The 18,719-nt window shown below is 71.2% G+C and carries 18 protein-coding genes; 9 read left to right on the forward strand and 9 right to left on the reverse strand.

Annotation, left to right across the window (positions count from 1 at the left end; translation table 11 throughout):
• Positions 1-22: 22 nt before the first annotated feature.
• From amrb99_RS33465 to amrb99_RS33475, 3 genes are all read left to right on the forward strand, one after another.
• Positions 23-406, forward strand: coding sequence for a hypothetical protein (locus amrb99_RS33465; RefSeq protein WP_190863741.1), 384 nt, complete (start codon positions 23-25; stop codon positions 404-406).
• A 120-nt stretch (positions 407-526) separates the two neighbouring features.
• Positions 527-697 carry a hypothetical protein gene (locus tag amrb99_RS33470; RefSeq protein WP_190863743.1) on the forward strand — a complete coding sequence of 57 codons (171 nt, stop codon included), beginning with the start codon at positions 527-529 and terminating at the stop codon, positions 695-697.
• A gap of 126 nt (positions 698-823) precedes the next feature.
• Positions 824-1,234 carry an NUDIX domain-containing protein gene (locus amrb99_RS33475; protein WP_347256960.1) on the forward strand — a complete coding sequence of 137 codons (411 nt, stop codon included), beginning with the start codon at positions 824-826 and terminating at the stop codon, positions 1,232-1,234.
• A 40-nt stretch (positions 1,235-1,274) separates the two neighbouring features.
• Here amrb99_RS33475 and amrb99_RS33480 read toward each other — a convergent pair whose 3' ends face one another.
• Together amrb99_RS33480 and amrb99_RS33485 are read right to left on the reverse strand one after the other, a co-directional pair.
• Positions 1,275-1,925, reverse strand: coding sequence for a hypothetical protein (locus amrb99_RS33480; protein ID WP_190863745.1), 651 nt, complete (start codon positions 1,923-1,925; stop codon positions 1,275-1,277).
• 135 nt (positions 1,926-2,060) lie between these two features.
• A complete protein-coding gene (locus amrb99_RS33485) occupies positions 2,061-2,852 on the reverse strand; it encodes a hypothetical protein (protein WP_190863747.1) in 792 nt (263 codons plus the stop codon).
• 525 nt (positions 2,853-3,377) lie between these two features.
• On the opposite strand from amrb99_RS33485, the gene amrb99_RS33490 reads away from it, so the two are divergent.
• Positions 3,378-5,078, forward strand: a complete 1,701-nt coding sequence (locus amrb99_RS33490; RefSeq protein ID WP_190863750.1) for a DUF2207 domain-containing protein — start codon at positions 3,378-3,380, stop codon at positions 5,076-5,078.
• Positions 5,079-5,121: 43 nt separating this feature from the next.
• Here amrb99_RS33490 and amrb99_RS33495 read toward each other — a convergent pair whose 3' ends face one another.
• From amrb99_RS33495 to amrb99_RS33505, 3 genes are read right to left on the reverse strand one after another with little or no spacing between them, the layout of a single operon-like run.
• Positions 5,122-5,649 carry a hypothetical protein gene (locus amrb99_RS33495; RefSeq protein WP_190863751.1) on the reverse strand — a complete coding sequence of 176 codons (528 nt, stop codon included), beginning with the start codon at positions 5,647-5,649 and terminating at the stop codon, positions 5,122-5,124.
• The gene (locus amrb99_RS33500; RefSeq protein WP_190863753.1) at positions 5,646-6,740 is read right to left on the reverse strand and encodes a hypothetical protein; all 1,095 of its coding nucleotides are present in this window, start codon (positions 6,738-6,740) and stop codon (positions 5,646-5,648) included. The genes amrb99_RS33495 and amrb99_RS33500 overlap by 4 nt, the downstream gene beginning before the upstream one ends.
• Before the next feature lies 1 nt (position 6,741).
• Entirely contained in the window at positions 6,742-7,155 is a 414-nt protein-coding gene (locus amrb99_RS33505) for a hypothetical protein (protein WP_190863755.1), read from the reverse strand.
• 485 nt (positions 7,156-7,640) lie between these two features.
• Between amrb99_RS33505 and amrb99_RS33510 the strand changes: the two genes are divergently transcribed.
• On the forward strand, positions 7,641-8,168 hold the full coding sequence (locus amrb99_RS33510; protein WP_190863757.1) for a hypothetical protein: 528 nt from the start codon (positions 7,641-7,643) through the stop codon (positions 8,166-8,168).
• A 65-nt stretch (positions 8,169-8,233) separates the two neighbouring features.
• On the opposite strand, the gene amrb99_RS33515 is transcribed toward amrb99_RS33510, so the two are convergent.
• The 4 genes from amrb99_RS33515 to amrb99_RS33530 form a co-directional block, all read right to left on the reverse strand.
• Entirely contained in the window at positions 8,234-8,560 is a 327-nt protein-coding gene (locus tag amrb99_RS33515) for a hypothetical protein (RefSeq protein WP_190863759.1), read from the reverse strand.
• A 14-nt stretch (positions 8,561-8,574) separates the two neighbouring features.
• On the reverse strand, positions 8,575-10,329 hold the full coding sequence (locus amrb99_RS33520; protein ID WP_190863761.1) for a hypothetical protein: 1,755 nt from the start codon (positions 10,327-10,329) through the stop codon (positions 8,575-8,577).
• Between the two features lie 200 nt (positions 10,330-10,529).
• On the reverse strand, positions 10,530-11,948 hold the full coding sequence (locus tag amrb99_RS33525; protein WP_190863763.1) for a carotenoid oxygenase family protein: 1,419 nt from the start codon (positions 11,946-11,948) through the stop codon (positions 10,530-10,532).
• 118 nt (positions 11,949-12,066) lie between these two features.
• On the reverse strand, positions 12,067-12,492 hold the full coding sequence (locus amrb99_RS33530) for a limonene-1,2-epoxide hydrolase family protein (RefSeq protein ID WP_190863766.1): 426 nt from the start codon (positions 12,490-12,492) through the stop codon (positions 12,067-12,069).
• Between the two features lie 42 nt (positions 12,493-12,534).
• Here amrb99_RS33530 and amrb99_RS33535 point away from each other — a divergent pair, with 42 nt between their 5' ends.
• From amrb99_RS33535 to amrb99_RS33550, 4 genes are all read left to right on the forward strand, one after another.
• Entirely contained in the window at positions 12,535-15,708 is a 3,174-nt protein-coding gene (locus amrb99_RS33535; protein ID WP_190863768.1) for a BTAD domain-containing putative transcriptional regulator, read from the forward strand.
• 112 nt (positions 15,709-15,820) lie between these two features.
• The gene (locus amrb99_RS33540; protein WP_190863770.1) at positions 15,821-17,377 is read left to right on the forward strand and encodes an MFS transporter; all 1,557 of its coding nucleotides are present in this window, start codon (positions 15,821-15,823) and stop codon (positions 17,375-17,377) included.
• Positions 17,378-17,514: 137 nt separating this feature from the next.
• Complete coding sequence (locus tag amrb99_RS33545; protein WP_206700203.1) at positions 17,515-18,399, forward strand: SPFH domain-containing protein; 885 nt, start codon at positions 17,515-17,517, stop codon at positions 18,397-18,399.
• Positions 18,400-18,408: 9 nt separating this feature from the next.
• Positions 18,409-18,717 carry a hypothetical protein gene (locus amrb99_RS33550; protein WP_190863773.1) on the forward strand — a complete coding sequence of 103 codons (309 nt, stop codon included), beginning with the start codon at positions 18,409-18,411 and terminating at the stop codon, positions 18,715-18,717.
• Positions 18,718-18,719: the final 2 nt, after the last annotated feature.

Raw genomic sequence — 18,719 nt, forward strand, 5'->3', positions numbered from 1 at the left:
CAGAGGGTGAGGGATTGAGGCGATGACGGATCCCATGACTGTCGCCATAGCCACCGCGATGGCGGGCAAGACTGTTGAGGTGGCGGGCGAGCCGATCCGAGCGGCCGTGGCCGAGTTGGTGGACAAGGTCCGCAAGCGGATAGCGCGGCGTCCGGAGAGACGGGAAGCGGAACTGGCTCGTGCCGCCGCATCCGACCCGACGCCAGAGCACATCGCAGCCCTGGCCGCGGCGCTCCGGCTGCTGATGGACGACGACCCGCAGTGGGCCGCCGAACTCACCTCAGTGTGGATGCAGGCGCAGATGCATGCCGCATCTCACGACGACGGCGTGGTGAATGTCGTCAACGGTGGAGCCGGCAGAGTCGTTCAGCTCCGCGATGTCCAAGGCGATCTCACCATCGGCTAACCGGCGCCCCAGACGAAGCGAACGCTTCACCGCAAACCCACTGACCCGACTGAACAAGACACGGTCACACTTGCAAAGAAGGGCACTGAGGACGATCAGGCCCCGTTCGACGACCCGGCTGTGCGGGACGAACTCCGCAGACGGCTCAATGAGGCACCGGGCATCGACATTCCCGCCGCGAAGCTGGCCCTGTACCCCAACTTCCCGATCTCGCGTCTGGCGGACGAGGCGGTTTGGGACGTGGTGGTCGCCACTCTGGACTGGTTCGTCCACATGACCCGGAGCGGATAGCGACGGCCCGCGACTGCCCTGAGCGCCGATCGGACCCGAATGCGGGCGTGGGAGGATTCGGGGGTGGGTGGTCTGGGTGTGGTGCGGCGGGGGCTTGTTTGGGTGTGGAGGAGGTTGGGCGGGCGGGTGCAGTGGCGGCTTGCTCGGCTCCGGCATGACACGTTCCTGGTCTATGCGGCCGGGGTCGTCCGAGACGAGCAGGGGCGGATCCTGCTGCTGAGGCACCGGCTCTGGCCGGAGTACCGCGCCTGGGGGCTGCCGGGCGGTTACGTCAACGCGGGCGAGCGGCTGGAGGACGGCGTCGCCCGCGAGATACGCGAGGAGACCTCCTTGGAGGTCGAGGTGGAGGGGACTCCGCTTCGCGTCGCCAGCGGTTTTCGCCACCGGGTGGAGACGTACTACGAAGCCCGCGTCACCGGCGGGCGACTCGAACTCGATCCGGCGGAGATCCTCGAGGCACGCTGGTGCGGGCCGGGTGAGGTTCCGGACGAGATGTCGGTCAGGCTCCGCCCCCTCGTCACTTCGCTGTTCTCCTAGTGGCGGCGTCCGTCCATACGCTGGCGCCGCACCGTCGCGTTCATGACGGGCGGGCGAGTTCTGCGAGTGCGCTCTGGGCGGCCTCGGTGACGTGGCTCCAACCCGGATCCCGCAGCACCTCGGCATCGGTGGCGGCGGGAGGAACCTGATCCAGGACGGCGTCCAGAGCCGAGAGCAGGCTCGCCACCTTGGCCGATTCCCGGTGATTGCGAAAGATCTCGGAGGCGGGCGAGGTGAGTTCCCGCTCCAACTGCGGCCCCAACGGCATCAATGTCTCCGTCAGATCATCGATTGCCCCGGTCGCGATCTTCCGGACGCTGTCGACGAGTACAGCGCGCGGATCGCTGACGCTCCTGCGATGGACCGTCTCGACATCGGAGAGGGCGTCTTCGACGTAGGGCGCTATTTCAGCGTCGGCCAGTCGCTCTTGCAAGGCGCGGACGATGTCATCGACCGGCATGTCCAGATGGAGGCGGACCAGGTTTCCCATGCCACGGGCCGCGGCGCCGCGGACGTCGGGGGCCGCATGGTCGATGCACCGCATCAGCAGGCTCAGCACTCGGTCCCGGTCCTGGTCCTGGTCTTGGTTCGACAGGTAGTCGATGCCCGCGACGACGGTGCCGACATCGCCTTCCCTCAGCGCGGACTCCACGGCCTCGCGCTCAATCGGTTCCAACCTCCGATAGCGCATCTAATTCCCCTATGCACTTCCCTCGGCGATTGAACATGCCCGCCTTTATGAGCGCGTTTCGCATCGCCTGGTCAAGCCCCTCCCATGACCTGACATGGCCGTGGAATACCCCGTCGCTGGTCTTGTCCAGCACCACTATCTCTCCACTTTCCTTATCGTAGCCGACCCTGCGCGGCGAGGTATCTTTGACTTGCTACGGAATCGTCCAGCGCGGACTGGCCGTCCTCGGGTTCCTTCGAGTTCTCGCCGCCGCGGCGTGCACGGGTACTTGTGGGCTTGTTTTCCGCTCGGCTCGTAGACGCCGTTCGGGTGCTCCGTCTCGGCTTCGAGGATGCGAAGGTTCGGAGCGTTGGCGGCGCCGGTGGTAACCGAGGTGACGAGGTGTTCGGCGAGGGCACCGGTGGCGATCACGGAGACGGCCTGGAGGAGCCGGCCCGCGGCCGCCGCCATGGCGGCGCGGATCGCGGCCATTTCAACGAGGGCCGCGACGGGGTTCGGGGCGGCCCGCGCGATTCCGGCACAGAGTTGGGGCAGGGCCTCCCGCAGGGAGGGCGGAGAGCCGTCCAGCCGTCTCCAGTAGTCACCGAACGCCGCTATGTCGGGCGCGTCGCTGTGGCCGGTGACCTTCTTGACCTCGGCGGCGAGCGGACCTCGGGCGCCGCTGAGCCCGGTGTGGGCGTTTTGCCAGGCGTTGGCGGCCGCCTTGAGCGCGAAGGGATCCCCTGTCGGCCAATATTCGGAGATGTCGAAAGGGTCGAACCTGATGCCGGGAAGGCTCTCCAGCAGCGACTTGGGCGGCGATTTGCCGGGGCCGGCGGCCGACGGAGGCGGCGCCACGTTCAGTGAGCGGGGGACGCTACCGCGCAGCAGTTGGTCCAGAAGAGTTCCGCGCTGCTGGGGAACCATGGAGAAGCGGCCGTTGATCATGGAACTGTGATCGGCCTTGATGTGGTTATGACCGTCTGTGTCAGCCCCCACGACATGTCACCGACGGATCGGTGCAGTGCGGCGAATCCGTGCCATGCGGCTTCGACCGCCGGTTTGTAGGCGGCGATGAATCTGGCGGCCGCCCGGTCCTTGCCGGGATTTCCGGCCATGCCATGCGTGGGCGCCAACGCCTTTCCGAGGTCGCCCCAAACGACGCCGATCCCGTTCTGCGAGGCGGCCCGCTCCCACCGCGTGCGCCGTCTCGTAAACGTTCCTCGCGTTGCCCGATAGCGTTATCCGGCCGGATAGTAAGACCACCTGTCCAAGACGGTCAACCATTGTGTCGAGCGCGGGGAACCGGTTCCTCCGCTACCGTCGAATGCCGCACGCCAAGGAAAGCGCTGCGCGCGGGACGTGACCTGGATCTCGAGCTGCGCCGGAGGAGATGTCCGTCCGGCTTCGGCCGTTCGTGGCGTCCCTCTCCCGAGGCTGAACGGACGGGCGCTTCGTAGCGTCCTATCCGTTATGCGGATCATGCGGTGGAGTGTGCTCGGCGCCGTCCTCCTGACCGTTGCCATGGCCTGGCCCGCGCGGGCGGCCACGGTCACGGAGCACATCCGCGATTACCGGGCCGACCTCACGGTTCGCGCCGACGGGCTCCTGCACGTCCACGAGGTGATCGTCTATGACTTCGGTGGCGCGCGGGACCGGCACGGGATCGAGCGGGTGATCCCCTACCGCGACGGCAGGCGCCTCTACGACATCGACCGCGTCCAGGTGACGGTGGGCGGCAAGCACGCCAAGACGCAGATCGACCATGGGACGAGCACGCTGAAGATCCGGATCGGGGACGAGAACGTCAACGTCAAGGGGGTGAAGACCTACGCCATCGACTTCGACGTGGCGCGCGCGCTGACCCCGTACAAGGACCACGACGAGTTGTACTGGGACGCGATCGGCACCGGCTGGAGCGTGCCGATCGACTCGGCGGCGGTGCGTGTGAGCGCCCCGGCGGCGCCGACGTACGCCGACTGCTTCGCGGGGGATGAGGGGACCCACGGCTCGTGCGGCGGCCGGACCGTCACGGGGAGCAGCGCGTCGTTCGTGCAGAGGCTCGGTGCGCACGAGGGCATCACGGTGAGGATCGGCCTGCCGAAGGGCGCCGCTCATGTGCCGCCACCGCACTACGCACGGCCCCGGTACGCGGTGACGTGGGTGGGGCACGCGGTGCTCGGCGCGGTGTGCGCGCTCCTGGCCGCCGCGTGGGGGTGGGTCCGTTGGCGGCGGCGTCCGCGCCCCGTTCCGGACCTGCTCGAGTTGGTGGGGCCTGCGGAGCTCCGGTACTTCCTGCCCCTGCGGAGGTCCAGCGAACGCGAGGCGATCCTGGTCGACCTCGCTGTCCGCGGCCATCTCCACATCCACGACGACGGGGAGAAGGTGACGCTGACCCGGCGCCCCGTCGAGGCGCCGCTTCGGTCGTATGAACAGGCATTTCTGGAAAAGCTGTTCGGATCCAGAAAGAAGGTGCGGGTCGGTGAGGCGCGGCGGAGTGACGTCGCGTCTCTGCAGCTCTCCAGCATGATTTACGCCGCCGTGTGCGACCGCAGGCTGGTCCGCAGGTTCGACCTGTACAACTGCGAATTGGTGCTGCGCACGCTGGGGTTCGTCGGCCTGCTGGCCGGCGCCCTCCTGGTCGTCGTGGACCTGTGGGGGAATTTCGACATGCGCGTGTTCTCCGTGGGCGACCTGACGGCGGTGGGGGTCGCGGTCCTCATCGCCGGAACGGTCGCGCTCATCGTTCAGGACCGGGTCGACAATCTCACTTTCGCCGGCGCGCGGCTCCGGGCGCTGCTGGAGGAATACGCGCCGGGCCGCCGGCTTGAACGACCGGATGGCGAGCGCCATCTGCCCTACGCAGTAGCGCTCCGATTCTGGTCGGCCGTGGAGCAGTTCGGTACCGCGTACGCCGATCGGCTCGACTGGTACACCTACAGCGGAGACGAGGCGGAGGCGAGCGACCGGTTCACCGCGCTCGGCTGGCTTTTCACGGCTTCCAGCGATGCCCCGACGCGGTCTTCCAACGGTTACTGGTCCTATCCTTCTGGGCGCTCCTCCACGGGCTCGTACAGCGGATATTCGAGCACGTACACGCCTCCGTCGTACGGAGGCGGAGGCGGCGGTCACGTGGGCGGTGGTGGCGGCGGAGGCGGGGGCGGTAGCTGGTAGCCATGCGGCCCATGGCCAGGGATGCGGCGCCGGGCGAGCAGCGCTATGCGTAGTCCGCGAAGGTTCCGATCACCTGGCACGTCCGGTCGTTCAAGGGGACGTCCGCGACGACGCGGCTGCGCGGGTCGTGTTCGTCGTTCGTCCACACGTTGGTCGCGGGGCCTTCGGGCAGGCGGCGTCCGAGGTCGCCGGCCACCGTCTGGAGATCGCGCACTTCGAGCGTGACGCTCTGTTTCCAGCGGACGCGCCGCAGATCATTGTCGGCGGCGAATTTCGCGACGGCCGGGCAGGGAACGGCGAAGGCGAGATGCAGGAAGTAGGGGCTGGAGTCGTTCCTGGTCATGTACCGCACGGAACTCATGGACGCGGGGAGGTGCAGTCTCAGGTCGCCGGCGGCCCGTTCGAGGGTGAGGCGCGGGTCGGAGCCCTTGACGGGGCGAGGGTCTCGGTTGCTTTCGGCGAGCGGTCCGTCCGACGTCGACAGCAGCGCGTAGCCCACCGTTCCGGCGGTCGCCAGAACCGCGACGCCGACGAGCGCCGCGAGCGCGTAAAGCAGATGACGTGCTTTCACCGCTGGTATCCCGATGACCCATAGACGTCGAAGTCGCGCACCATGCCGACCGTATGGAGGTGGGAGATGTCGGGCTGCTTGACGGTGCCCACGAGTGGCGCCTTGAACGGCAGCCGTTGCTCGTCGGCGGTGCCGAAGTTGTACCGCTTGTAGAACTCGACCGTGTAGTGGTTCCCTTCTCCGCGGACCCTGTACTGGTAGCCGTTGAAGGCGTAGTACATGTCCTGGTTCGTGCGGTAGTCGAAGTTGGCGCTCTTCCAGCCGGAGTCGAAGGTCCCGTCCCCCGGATGCTCCGCCAGGGTCTTCTCTATCTCCCGCCTCATCTCCGGACTGCGTTTCATGATCTCTTCTGGGTCGACATGCCGAGTGTCGCCGCTCCCGTCGAGCCAGTGGGACAGGAGCGTCGCCGCGGTCGGCCACTGCTTGGCGATGCCGCCGAGCGCGATCAACTCCATCTGCCCGTAGACCTTCCGGTCATGGGCGGTCGGCGGCTCGACGCCCCACGGCCGTCCGTAGTCCGTCACCGGCCACAGCGGCGGAGCATCGGACAACTCGGTCGGGAGGTCCTCCTTCCAGGCCCGCTCGGCGAAGAGCTTGGGAAGTTCGGCGGCGAGTTTCTGGTCGGTCTTGGTGGCGTTGTCGACCGCGGTCCGCATCGCGCCGCTGAGACGCTGGAGGGTGGCGTTCCACTGCCTGCGGCTCTCCGGGTCGTTGCGGTCCGCCCCCACGAGCGGCGGCATGGTGAGCGAACCGTCGTCGCCGACCCTGATGTGCAGGCTGTGCGCTTCATTGACCGCGTTCTGGAGGTCCTTCTGGGCCTGCCGGAATTCGTGTTCGGCCTGCGCGAGGGTGTTGTAGATGCTGAAGGCGCTGAACGCGGCGCGCTTCAGCCGCTGCGCCTCCGGGGTGATCTCGCCTTTCGCGACCTGCGACGCGACGCCTTTCCAGCCGGAACGATCGATGCCCCGGACGACGTCGGTCTCGTAGACCTGCGCCGATCCCTGGAGGTATTTCGAATAGGTCAGCCATGCCTGGCCCGCCGTCTTGAGACCGTCCAGGCGGGCGTCCCTGAGCGAGGCGAAGTCGACCACGTCAGCCCTCCACGTGCCAGACCTTGTTGATGGCGCCTCTGATCTTGTCCTCCGCCCGGCGGTAGGCGGCGGCCGTCCTGGTGAGCCGCGGCCCGATGCCGTCGATGTGGTCGGCCATCGTCTTGCCGTTGGCGTGCCAGGAGTCGACGAGCGCGCTCAGTTGCCCGGCCGAGCCGAACCCCTTGAGGTCCTTGGCCGCGGCGTCGGTCGGACGCCCCGCCTTGCCGAGACCGGTCCGCACGAAATCCGCGACGACGCCGCACGCCCGCGCGCCGGACTCGAGCTCTTCCAGCTGCCGGTACTCGAGCTTTCCGGGGTCGTCCAGGATCGGAGCGAGGTAAGGAGGGACCTGGGCCGCGGGCGGCGACGGCTTTCCGGGATTGAGCAGTTTCTCTAGGCCAGACGGATCGGACATGTCCTCCGGACTCCTCCCGTCACGCGCCACCGTCCGCCCGCGGGGTGGACACCGACGCCCGGGTCAAGGATGGCGCGACTCCGGCAATGTCACATGATCAGCCAATTTATCAGCTTCGTCTTTGCCTGGGCAGAGGGCACCCGATTCACCGGATCCATCTGGTCGGACGCAGTTGACCCGGCTGTCAAGAGGAAGAATTCACATAATGCGCCGGGCAGTGCGCACTACGCGTGAACCGGAGCCTTCGATGAGAAGGTGCCCGCGCCGCACTCAAGACGGAGCGAATGGACGGCGAAGAGTGCGCTGCTCCGGAGGCCCGCCTCTGCGGGTGTTCGAGAAGTTGGTCTGGGTCGGTGCGGCGGCGTGATGTTGTGCACCGGTACGTGCAGGGTGTGGCGATGGCTCGGACGTCGCGTCACCCCTCGTACCTGACGGACTCACGCTGTGGCTTCCCGCCCGCAGCGGCACCGGCGAGCCGGGGAGCGATGCGCGACCGGGTCCTCCACACGATCGCGGCGGTGCTGGCGGCCGCTGCACTGGCCTCAGGGTGCGGCGTGCGGCCGACCGGCGTCGTCAGCGCGGGCAGCCTGCCGGTCGCCGAGGGGCGCAGCATGACGATGACGCTCTACCTGGTGGCCGGGGACAAACTGGTCCCGGTCACCCGCCAGGGGCTGGCCGGCCACCCGATGCTGCCGCTCGTCCAGTTGAGGATCCCGGTCACCGCGCAGGAGAGCCGCAAGGGCCTGCACACCGAGGTGCCCCACACGGAGGACATATCGGGATATGTGGTGCAGGCTTCCAGGGTGCTCGTCGCCTCGGTGACCGGCATCGACATCGGGCCGGGCGGACTGAAAGCGGGCGGCGACTGGAGCCGCGTCGCGCTGGGGCAGCTGGTGTGCACCGCGCAGGCCGTTCCCGGGGTGTCGCGGGTGAAGGTGGAGGACGCGCTCAACCCCGACACCGAGTCGGCGACGCTGACCTGCGACGACTTCTCCGACCTGCTCGCCGGCTGACCCGGCTCTCGCTCGTGCCCGTTCGAGAAGGATCCCGTCCGGTGACGACTTCTCCGGCCTACGCGTCAGAGGGCGTTCATGAGGCGGTGGACGGCTTCGGCGAGGGCGGCGACCGGCGCCACGCGCGCGGCGAGGCGGGCGAGCGCGTTGTCGCGGCGTTCGGCGTCGCCGTCGTCGGCCTCCGCCTCCTCCCGCGCGTCGGCCAGGTCGCGGCGGGCGCGGCGGGCGTCGGGCAGCGCGGCCTCGTGCTCGTCGATCAGCGCGGCGACGCGGTCGAAGAGGTCGGTGCTCGCGGACGGTGCGGACGAGCGCTGCACCTGTGACACGTTGCGTCCCATGGCGACCTGGCCGCCGATCTGCGCGCCGTCACCGATGTACATGTTGCCGGACATGCCCTCTCCCCTGGTCAGCCCGCGGCCTCCTGGCGGACGTCCCCGCCGGGCGCGAACCCGAGCTGGCCGTTCACCGTGCCGCCGTTCATGATGAGCGAGTTGCTGATGATCGACGCCGTCTCGGTGCGGTAGTCGGAGACGTCGATGTTGCGGTCGTGCTGGAGGTGGTCGAGGAGGGCGCCCATGACGCGGCGCTCGATCAGCCGGGTGTGCTTGTTGACGTCCAGTTCCTGGAGGAAGGTCGTGAACGCCGGTTCCGCGGCGCGTTCCCGGACGGACATGCGGGCGCCGTAGTCGAAGGCGAAGAACCGCCGCCGGTGCCGCTCCGCGCCCTGCTGGAAGATCTCGGCCCACGGCACCGCCGCGACCAGCCGCAGCGGCCCCGCGATCGCCTCGCCGACGGCGGCGGCGCCGCCCTGCCGGAGCGCCTCCAGGACGACCTCCGCCGGGGTGAAGGACGGCAGCACGTCCACCAGCTTGAAGTCCTTGCGGATCGGCGGCAGCGCGTTGCACACGAACTGCGCGTAGAGCATGCGGCCCTGCACCGCGAGGTAGAGGAAGCCGGTGATCTGCACGCCCTCGTCCCTGGCCGGCACGACGTGCCACCGCCCGTCGTCCGTCACGGAGGCGGCGTGGGCCTCGACGGTGATCCGCTGGTAGCAGCGGAGGTCCGCCTGCGGATTGCGGACGAGCACCTCGACCGCGGCCTGCGACGCCTTCGAGAACGGCCGCCACGTGTTCGGATCGATGAGCGGATGCCCCTCGTACCGCACGCCGGGGTGCGCCGGGCCGAACGGGCGGCGGCCCTGCACGCACTCGCCCTCGGCGACGACGTGGTCGTTGACCAGCAGGTCGACGGACTCGTTGGGCGGCAGGTCGTCGCGCATCGCGGTCAGCCTCCGCTCGATGGCCGCGCGCATGTCGACGGGGTCGACGGCCAGGGCCGGACGGTCCGCCCGCGCCGGGCGGACCCGGTCCAGTTCGATGACCAGCGACCAGACGCGGGTGCGCTTGTCGTCGACCTTCCCCGAGCCGACGAACGGGTTCTGCCGCGAGTACAGCGTGACGTTCCCGTACTGGGCGGCGCCGACCCGGTCGATGCGGTCGCTCCGGGCCTGCGAGCGCACCCTCGGCACGGCGACGGGGGCGTCCGGCCCCAGCGACCGCAGCAGCCAGACCACCGCGAGCCGGTGCACGAACGAGATCCCGAGGAGCAGCGCGAACAGCCCCAGGCCGCCGATGAACCAGTGGTCGTGGCGGACGGGCTCGGCGAACCCGTCGCCGCCCGCCTCAAGGCCCGGCCCGCTCGTCGCCTTCAGCATCGTCGTGCCGATGTACAGCAGCAGCGGGCCGCCGGCGACGGGAAGCGCGATGGTGACGGCGGTCTGGAACCGTCCGGCGCGCTTCGGCAGCACGGCCAGGGCGACGGCGAGCAGCGTCAGCGTCCCGAGCACCAGCAGGGTGACCTGCCACGACAGCACCAGCCCGACCACGATCGCAGCGGTGATCATGGTGTCCCGGACCAGCCGCATCTCCCGGGCGTGCAGGCAGTGCGCCAGCACCGGCCGCAGGTCGAACCCGTAGGAGGGGACGACGGCGCGGTGCTGGTCGTAGAGGAACTCCTTGATGATCTCCTTGGACAGCGCCTCGTCCCGGTAGGCGGCGCAGCACAGATAGCGCGTCGCGTTCTGCATGCGGACGCGCTGCCCCGGCGTGTGCGTGAAATAGCCCCGCAGCGTCCGCACGACCCCGTCGTCGTCAGCCGGCATCTGCACTCCCGTGAGCGGTGTGGGCGGGCGGACGCTCAGTGAACTACGCGTGACGGACCGAGCACAACCGGCTTTACCCGGGATCATGCGAAGCGTTATACGGCCGGTGGAGTGTCTAGAGCCGGACATAGTGGTAAAGCTTCAATAATCGGGGCGAGGCTTTTCCAGAAATGGCTCTGTTGAGGGCCTGTGCGCGCCGGTCATCCGTGTGGGGTCGCGACGCGGGTGGTGAAGGAGCCGTGGAAGCCCATCGGGATGTGGTGGCGCAGGTGGGCGACGGCGAGCGGCTCGGCCTCGACGTCCCGGGCGTCGAGGACGAGCAGCCGCGACCGGTGCTCGTCCGGGTCGTAGGCGAGGGTCAGGAGCCAGCCGTCGCCTTCGTCCGCGTCGGGGCCGCGGGGCACGAACACCGGCTCGCCGAAACCGTGCCCGGACGGCAGTTCGTGGGTCGTCCGGCGGCCCGTGACGTGGTCGTAGGCGTGAATGCCCGTGCTGGATTTCGTCCGGCCGGCGAAATAGGTGTAGCGGTGCGGATTGCCCGCCTGCCGGACGTCGGCGTGCGGCAGTTCCATGGGCCCGCTGCATACCTCTTGCTCTTCGACGTTTCCGGACGGGGAGACGCGATAGCGCATCAGCGCGTCGCCCCACGGGAAGTCGCTGGTGCGGAATTCGCGGAACCTCGTGGCCACCTGGTCCCAGTCGGCGAAGCGGACGAACTCCACGACCACGTCGTCACCGTCCTCGAAGGCGTTGACGAAATGGAAGCCGAGCAGGGCGTCGTGCTCGATGACCCGCGCTTCGCCGCCGTCGCGGGGGACGATCGCGAAGCACGTCGGACGGTGCGGCTCGTAGGTCAGGGCGTCCGCTATCGATCCGGTTCCGAGCAGGATCGGCGCCGCCTTCGGGATCACCGGGTTGATGACGAACACCAGATACCGGCGGGTGAGCGCGAAGTCGTGGTTCCACGGACTGTAGGGCAGCGATATCCGCGGCATGTGGTGCAGCTTCCCGTTCGGATCGACCCGGTAGCAGCGCAGGCTCCGCAGCCGCGTGAAGTCCATTCCGAAGTTGAACAGCTCGCCGGTCACCAGGCAGCGCGACGGGTGCGCGGAGAAGGCCGACATCAGTTTCAGCCGCCCGTCGAACGAGTGCTCGCCGAGCGTCTCCAGGCTGTCCGGGTCGAGCCGGTAGGGCCGTCCGCCCTCCCATAGCGCGAGCAGTTGGCCGCCGTGCAGGACCACGCCGGTGTTGGCGACGTTCGCCGGCGGGCGGAGCATGTTGCCGAGCACGCCACCCGGCCGCTGGGTACCGAGGCCCCGCAGTCCGGCCCGCCCTTTCCGCTGCCCGTAGCGGTAATGCCTCGTCCTTACGTACCGGTTCCGGTAATGGATCCGGCCGTCCCCGGGGAACGCGAACAGCGACAGCATTCCGTCGCCGTCGAAAATGTGGTCGAGCAGGGTCTCGCCGACCTGCCAGCGCCCTGGGCCATTGCGGTACAGCGTCCCGACCAGGCCGTCGGGAAGGCGCCCGTCGATCTCGTCGATCTCGTAGTCGTGCTCCTCGGCGAGCGCATCGTAGAGCCCATGCCACGCCTCGGCGCCCTCGGTCGCTGCGGCCACGTCCGACTCCTCACCCGAAGAGGTCCCCGGTCGAGGAAGCGTGCCACACCGCCGGTACGTAGTTCAATGCCTAACGACTACGGCCCACCAGGCAACTCCCCTCATGGTCGCGGAGCGTCTACTCGGTGCGGGTTCGGGGGCGGGGAGAGAGGGCGGCGCGGAGGACGCCGCCGAGGCCCTTGGCGGAGGCGGCGAGGAAGGTCGTCCAGTCGAAGTAGTCGCGCCACAGGGTGATGAGGCCGTCGTGGACCTCGAAGGTGCCGCAGACCCAGAACTCGGCGCGCCACGCGCCCGCTTCGAGGACGTCGGTGCGCTCGGTGAGGACGACGGGGCCGTTCGCGGCGATGTTGTGCACGCGGGCCTCGAACCCGGTGCCGTAGCGGGTCATGGCACGCAGCGTCTTCTCGACGGCGGGGAGCCCGCGCGCGGGCGGCAGCGGGACGTTCTGGTAGACCATGCCCGGGGCGGCGAGGGCGAGGGCCCGGTCGACGTCGAGGGCCTCGAGGGCGGAGAGGAACTCGCGGACGATCTGGATCTCGGTCATGGACGACCACGGTACTTGAGGGGATACGCCACAATCGGGGCCATGCTGTTCGGCATTCTGGGGCCGGTCGAGGTCCGTGGCGGCGAGGCGGAGACCGTACCGGTGGGGGGTCCGCGGGTGCGGGCGCTGCTGGCGATGCTGGCCCTGGACGCCGGGCGCCTCGTGACGGGCGAGCGGCTCATCGACGGGCTCTACGGGGAGGAGCCGCCGGCCGGGGCGGCCAACGCGCTGCAGTCGCAGGTGTCGCGGCTGCGGCGGGGCCTGGGCGACGCCGCGCTCGTCGAGGGGCATCCCGCCGGGTACCGGCTGCTCGCCGACCGGGACGCGGTGGACGTGCACCGGTTCGAGGCGCTGGCCCGCGACGGCCGCCGCGCGCTCGGGACGGGCGACCACGTGCGGGCGGCCGCGCTGCTGCGGGAGGCGCTGGAGCTGTGGCGCGGCCCGGCGCTGGCGGACGTGCGGTCGGCGCCGTTCGCGGAGGCGCAGGCGGCGCGGCTGGAGGAGGCGCGGGCGGCGGTCGCCGAGGACCACGCGGAGGCGCGGCTGGCGCTCGGCGAGTTCGACACCGTGATCCCGGAGCTGCGCGCCCTGCTGGACGAGCGGCCGTTGCGAGAGCGCGCGCGGGCGCTGCTGATGCGGGCGCTGTACGGGGCCGGGCGGCAGGCCGAGGCGCTGGAGGCGTTCGAGGACGGCCGGCGCGTCCTCGCCGACGAGCTGGGCGCCGACCCTTCGCCGGAGCTGGCGGACGTGCACATGGCGATCCTCCGCGGCGATCTCGAAGGACCGGCGACGGAGGCTGCGGAGAACATCCGGCTGAACCTGCCCGCGCAGTTCACCAGCTTCGTCGGCCGCGACGACGAGGTCCGGCGGGTGGGGGCGATGCTGGCCGGGGGCCGGCTCGTGACGCTGCTCGGGCCGGGCGGCGCGGGCAAGACGCGGCTGGCCGTCGAGGCGGCGGCGCGCGAGGACGGCGAGGTCTGCTTCGTCGACCTGGCGCCCGTCGACCGGGCCGAGGTGAGCCGGGCGGTGCTCGGGGCGCTCGGGCTGCGCGAGGCCGGGATGATGGCGGGCCCCGGCGAGCGCCCGGCCGACGCGGCGGAGCGGCTGGTCACGGCGCTGAGCGGGCGGCGGATGCTGCTCGTCCTGGACAACTGCGAGCACGTCGTCGCGACCGTCGCGCCGCTGGCGCACCGGCTGCTGAGCGCCTGCCCGCTGCTGCGGGTGCTGGCCACCAGCCGGGAGGCGCTCGCCATCACCGGGGAGGCGCTGTGGCCGCTGCCGCCGCTGGCGCTGCCGCCCGAGGGCACGCCCGCCGCGGAGGTCGTCCGGTACCCGGCGGTGCGGCTGTTCGCCGACCGGGCCGCGGCGGCCCGCCCCGACTTCGCGGTCGACGAGGCCAACGTGGACGCGGTGCTGCGGATCTGCGGGGCGCTCGACGGGCTGCCGCTGGCGATCGAGCTGGCGGCGGCGCGGCTGCGGTCGCTGCCGGTGGAGCAGGTCGCGAACCGGCTGGACGACCGGTTCCGGCTGCTGTCGCGCGGCAACCGGACGGCGGCGCCCCGGCACCAGACGCTGCGCGCCGTCGTCGAGTGGAGCTGGGAGCTGCTGGACGAGGAGGAGCAGACGCTCGCGCGGCGGCTGACGGTGTTCTCCGGCGGGCTGACGCTGGAGGCCGCCGCGGTGGTCTGCGACCTGGTCGACGCCGACGAGCTGCTCGTCGAGCTGGCCGACAAGTCGCTGCTGCAGAGCGACGGGACCCGGTACCGGATGCTCGACACCGTCCGGGCGTTCTGCGCCGAGCGGCTCGCGGAGGCCGGCGAGGACGAGCGGTTCCAGCGGGCGCACGCCGCGTACTTCCTCGACCTGGCGCGGCGCGCGGAACCGCACCTGCGCGGCGCCGAGCAGCTGGAGTGGCTCGGGCTGCTGGCCGCCGACCACGGCAACCTGCACGCGGCGCTGCGCCGCAGCGTCCGCCTCGACACCGTGCTCGCGCTGCGGCTGGTCGCGGCGCTGTCGTGGTACTGGTGGCTGCGCGGGCGGATCGAGGGCGCGTCGATCTCGTCCGAGCTGCTGGACGTCGTGGGCCTCGACCCGCCGGAGGGGTGCGAGGAGGAGTACGTCCTGTGCGTGATGAACGCGGTGTCGGCGGGGGCGACGGGCGACCGCGCGCAGACCTGGCTGGACCGCGCCGAGACGCTGCTGCACGGCATCCACCGGGTGCTGACCTACCCGTCCACGATCGTGCAGTACGCGCTCACGGCCGGGCCGAGCCGGACGCAGTTCGCGGTGTTCGCGATGCACGTCGGCCAGGACCCGTGGGCGCAGGCGCTGATCCACATGAGCGACGGGTTCCTGCGCCAGTTCAGCGGCGAGATCGACCGCGCCGAGGAGGCGTGCACCGCGGCGGTCGCGAAGTTCCGGGAGTGCGGCGACCGGTGGGGCACCGCGAACTCCCTCGACCCGCTCGCCCAGATCGCCGACTGGCGCGGCGACCGGGAGCGGGCGCTGGAGCTGCTGGACGAGGCGCTCGAACTGACGGGGCAGCTCGGCGCGCTGGAGGACACCGCCGACCTGCTGTACCGGCGCGCGGAGGTCCTTATCCATGCCGGCGACCCGGACGGCGCCGCCGCCGAGCTGGAGCGCGGCATCGAGCTGGCGCGCCGTGCGGGCGCCCCCGACAAGGTCGCGGGCGGGTACAACGGGCTCGCGGGGATCGCGCGGACCCGCGGCGACCTCGCCGAGGCGCGGCGGTTGTACGAGACGGCGCTGACCCAGTACGCCTCGGAGCGGTTCATCGCGCGGGCGGCGCGCGGGACGGCGCTCGTCGGGCTCGGCTGGGTCGCCGCCGCCGAAGGCGACGCCGCGCGGGCGCGGGAGCTGTTCGGGGAGGCGCTGACCATCTCGTCCGACCACCCGATCTTCACCTACCAGGCCGGTGCCGCGGTCGGGCTGGGCGGCGCCGCGCTCGCCGAGGGCGACGCCGAGCGCGCGGCGCGGCTGGCGGGCGTCGCGGCGCGGCTGCGGGGCCCGCAGGTCCCCGGGGACGCCGACGCCGACCGGGTCGAGGCGGGCGCCAGGGCCGCGCTCGGCGACGCCCGCTACGACGCCGCCTACGCCGAGGGCGCCGCCCTCACCCGCGACGAGGCCCTCGCGATGCTCGACGTCGGCGCCGGCCTCCCGTCGCCCGGCTCCTGGCGGGAGCTCACCGCCGACTGACCCGCCTCCACGGACCCGGTCGTACGCCGCTGACGGTCGCGCGCACGGCCCCGCCCGGGACGGTCAGCGGACGGTGCGCGCCCCGTCAGCGCGCCCCGCGAACCTTGCGGACATGTACTCCTCAGCCCGCAAATGGGGCACGTTCGCGATCTGCTGCCTGCTCGCCATCGTGCCGAACATCGACCTGACCGCCCTCAACCAGGCCATCCCGCACCTGAGCGCCGACCTGCACCCGTCGGCGACGCAGATCCTGTGGATCGCCGACGCCTACGGGTTCGCGCTCGCCGGACTGCTGATCACCATGGGCGGGATCGGCGACCGGATCGGGCACAAGAAGCTGCTCCTGACGGGCACCGCGCTGTTCGCCGTCGCGTCCACCGTGACCGCGTACGCGCCGAGCGCCGAGCTGCTGATCGCCGCGCGGGCGCTGCTCGGCGTCGCCGGCGCGACGCTGATGCCGTCCGGGCTGTCGCTGATCCGCCGGGTGTTCAGCGACCCGAAGGAGCGGACGATGGCGATCGGCGTCTTCAGCGGCATCGGCGGCCTCGCCGTCGGCCTCGGGCCGGTCATCGGCGGCGCGCTGCTGGACCACTTCTGGTGGGGCTCGGTCTTCCTGATCAACGTGCCGATCATGGCCGTGGCGTTCGTCGCCGGGGCCTTCGTCCTGCCCGAGACGCGCTCCGCCGTGACCGGGCGGCTGGACCTCGTGAGCGTGCCGCTGTCGATCGCCGGCGTCCTCGGCCTGGTGTACGCGGTCAAGGAGGCGGCGGCGCACGGCGTGGACGAGCCCCGGGTGGCGGTCGCCGCGGTGGTCGGCGCCGCCGCGCTGGCCGCGTTCTGGATCCGGCAGACCCGGATCGCCGAGCCGCTGATCGACGTCCGGCTGTTCCGCCGCGCCGCGTTCTCCGGCTCCGTCGGCACCAACATGTTCGCGATGTTCGCCCTGGTCGCCCAGTCGCTGATCTTCTCGCTGTTCTTCCAGCTGGCGCTCGGCTGGTCGCCGCTCAAGGCCGGCCTCGCCGGGCTGCCGGGCGCCGCGGGCGCCATGGTCGGCGGCGCCGCCCTCGCCCCGCCGCTGATCAACGCCCTGGGCCGCGCCCGCGTCGTCGCGATCGGCATGCTGGTCGCCGCCGGCGGGTTCTCCCTCTTCGTCACCGTCGGCCTCGACAGCGGCTACTGGGTGATGCTGGCGGGGATGCTGATGTCCGGCATGGGGATGGGCATGGCGCTGACCACGACCGCCGACACCGTCCTCGCGTCGGTCCCGCAGGACCGCTCCGGCGCCGCGTCCGCGATCTCCGAGACGGCCACCGAGCTGGGCGGCGCCCTCGGCATGGCGATCCTCGGCAGCGTCCTGAACGCCGTCTACCGCGACTCCCTGCACCTTCCGGCGAACGTCCCCGCCCCCGCCGCGTCCGCGGCCCGCGACTCCCTCGCCGGCGCCTTCGAGGCCGCGTCCGCCCTGCCCGCCCGGGTCGGCGGCCCGCTCCTCGGCGCCGCCCGCGACGCCTTCGTGGACGGCATGCACGGCGCCCTGGTCTGCAGCGCGGGCCTCGCCGCCCTGGTCGCGGTCTTCGCCCTGGTCACCCTCCGCTCCGTCCCCAAGGTCATCCCCGACGACACCCCCGCCGAGCCCCCCGCCCCGGCCCCCGTCCAGAACACCCGGTGACCCATGCCGGCCCGTACGGCCCGGTCCCTCTCCAGGGGCCGGGCTTCCCCATTTGGAAAAAGTGATATCACTTTGCTATGTTGGTGATACTCACGGAGGAGGTGGCCGGCGTGGTGGACGCTGGGGCGAAGGTGGAGATGCCGCGGCCGCGGGTCGAGGAGCGGGCGGCGCGGGACCGCGGCGGGTGGCCGATGCTGGGGCTGGCCGTGGTCGTGGCGCTGGTGGGGGTCGCGGCGCTGGTGGCCGGAGTCAACGGGACGGGCGCGGCGTCGGTCGCCGGGGTCGCGGCGGGGATCGTGCTGATCATCGTCGGGATCGTGCTAGCGCTGGGGCTGACGCCGGTCGCGCCGGGCGAGGCTCGGGTGCTGCAGCTGCTGGGGCGGTACAAGGGGACGGTCCGCGAGGACGGGCTGCGGTGGGTGAACCCGCTGACGGACCGGCGGAAGGTGTCGACCCGGATCCGCAACCACGAGACGGGCCTGGCGAAGGTCAACGACCTGGACGGCAACCCGATCGAGATCTCGGCGGTGGTCGTGTGGCAGGTGCGCGACACCGCGCGGGCGGTGTTCGAGGTGGACGACTTCGTGGAGTTCGTGGCCTTCCAGACCGAGGCGGCCGTCCGGCACATCGCGGGCAGCTTCCCCTACGACGCGGCGGAGCGGACGTCGCTGCGCGACAACGCCGACGAGATCACCGGGCGGTTGTCGGAGGAGCTGCGGCAGCGGGTCGCCTCGGCGGGCGTGGACATCGTGGAGTCGCGGATCACCCGGCTGGCGTACGCGCCGGAGATCGCGCAGGCGATGCTGCGCCGGCAGCAGGCGGGCGCGGTCGTCGCGGCGCGGGAGCGGATCGTGGACGGGGCGGTCGGCATGGTGCAGCGGGCGCTCGACCGGCTGGACGAGGAGGACGTCGTGGAGTTGGACGAGGAGCGCAAGGCGGCGATGGTCAGCAACCTGCTGGTCGTCCTGTGCGCCGACCGGGACGCGCAGCCGGTGGTGAACACCGGCACGCTCTACCAGTGACCGCGGGCAGTGGCGACCGAGCGCAAGAAGATCCTGCTGCGGCTCGACCCGGCGGTGCACGACGCGCTGGCGCGGTGGGCCGGGGACGAGCTGCGCAGCACGAACGCGCAGATCGAGTTCCTGCTGCGGCAGGCGCTGGCCGACGCCGGGCGGATGCCGGGGTCGGCGGGACGGATGCGGCGGCCGGGCCGGCCGCGCAAGGCGCCCGGCGAGCAGGAGGCGCCGGACGTGCAGGGGGCGCCCGGCGAGCAGGGGGCGCCGGACGTGCAGGGGGCACCGGGCGAGCGGGGCTCGGGGCGGGGTGAAGGCGAGGGGTAGGG

The sequence above is a fragment of the Actinomadura sp. RB99 genome, from assembly GCF_014706005.1.
In the GTDB taxonomy this organism is placed as follows: domain Bacteria; phylum Actinomycetota; class Actinomycetes; order Streptosporangiales; family Streptosporangiaceae; genus Spirillospora.